Below are 1,089 nucleotides of genomic sequence, written 5' to 3' on the forward strand. Positions count from 1 at the left end.
TCATCATAGAGGGTCACGTCCAGACCCTCGACCCGGGCGGCGCGGGCCAGGCTCGCCGCCCCAATGCCGCCGCCGATGACCGCCAGTCGGGCAGGGCGGGCCGGATCCTGCGGGGCGCTGGGCAGCCAGGCCTCGAGACGGTCCTTCTTGCGTCCGAAGCCGGGTCGCTTGGCGATCTCGAAGCCCGCCGCCTGCAGGCCGCGCCGCACGGCCCCGGCCACGGTGAAGGTCGCGGCGCGGGCCCCCGGGGCCGAGCGGGCGGCGACGGCGGCCAGGATGTCTTCCGCCCACATGGCCGGATTGAGCGCCGGGGAGAAGCCGTCGAGGAACCAGGCATCGGCCGCGCCGTCCCAGGCCTCGAGGGCCTGGCCAACGTCCATGACCGCCAGGTCCAGGGTCGCGTTGAAGGCCGGCAGGTCCACCCGGTGGAAGCCCCGGGCCTGTCCGGGCCAGGCGTCCAGCAGGGCGCCGGCCGCCTCGCCCAGTTCGGGCCAGACGGCCAGGGCGCGGGCCGCATCCTCCCGGGAGATCGGGTGGGCCTCGATGGAGAAGATGTGCAGGCGTGCGGCCGGCGGGGCGGTCTGCCGCCAGAGGTCCAGCAGGGCGGCGATGTTCAGGCCGGTGCCGAAGCCCAGTTCCCCGACCACGAAATGGGCGCGGCCGGCAAAGGCTTCCGGGAGGTGGCACCCGGCCAGGAACACTGCCCGGGTCTCGGCCAGGCCATCGGCGCTGGAGAAATAGACATCACCATACAGCCGCGAGCGCGGCAGCCCCTGGTCGTTCCAGACCAGGGGCGAGGCGTCGTCGGGGAGGTCTGGCATGTCAGGCGAACTCATGGGGGCTTAGAGCCTTGCTGCAGGGGGGACTGTCAATCGGCGGGACGAAGGCACGGCTTCGCCGCCTCACGCGGATCACCGCTGAAGGGACGGGAAGGGCTGCGGAGCGCCCGGGCCTCGCCCGGAAAAAGGTTTGTAGAAGTACCGTTTCGACGAAGTTCAGACGCTCCGCGTGATCGTTCTGTCGGAAGCGTGCGGCGCTCGAGCCCTGTTCGGGCCTCGCCGCCTTGAAGCCTCCGGCGGGCGGACCGGG

Annotated in this window: 1 protein-coding gene; it reads right to left on the bottom strand. The window is 72.4% G+C overall.

Annotated elements, in window-relative coordinates; translation table 11 throughout:
* Positions 1-821: tRNA (5-methylaminomethyl-2-thiouridine)(34)-methyltransferase MnmD (gene mnmD / locus DBR10_RS17565; protein ID WP_233243474.1), on the bottom strand; the 821-nt coding region annotated here is incomplete at its 3' end.
* Between the last annotated feature and the right edge of the window lie 268 nt (positions 822-1,089).

This window comes from Caulobacter sp. HMWF025 (assembly GCF_003060965.1).
In the GTDB taxonomy this organism is placed as follows: Bacteria; Pseudomonadota; Alphaproteobacteria; order Caulobacterales; family Caulobacteraceae; genus Caulobacter.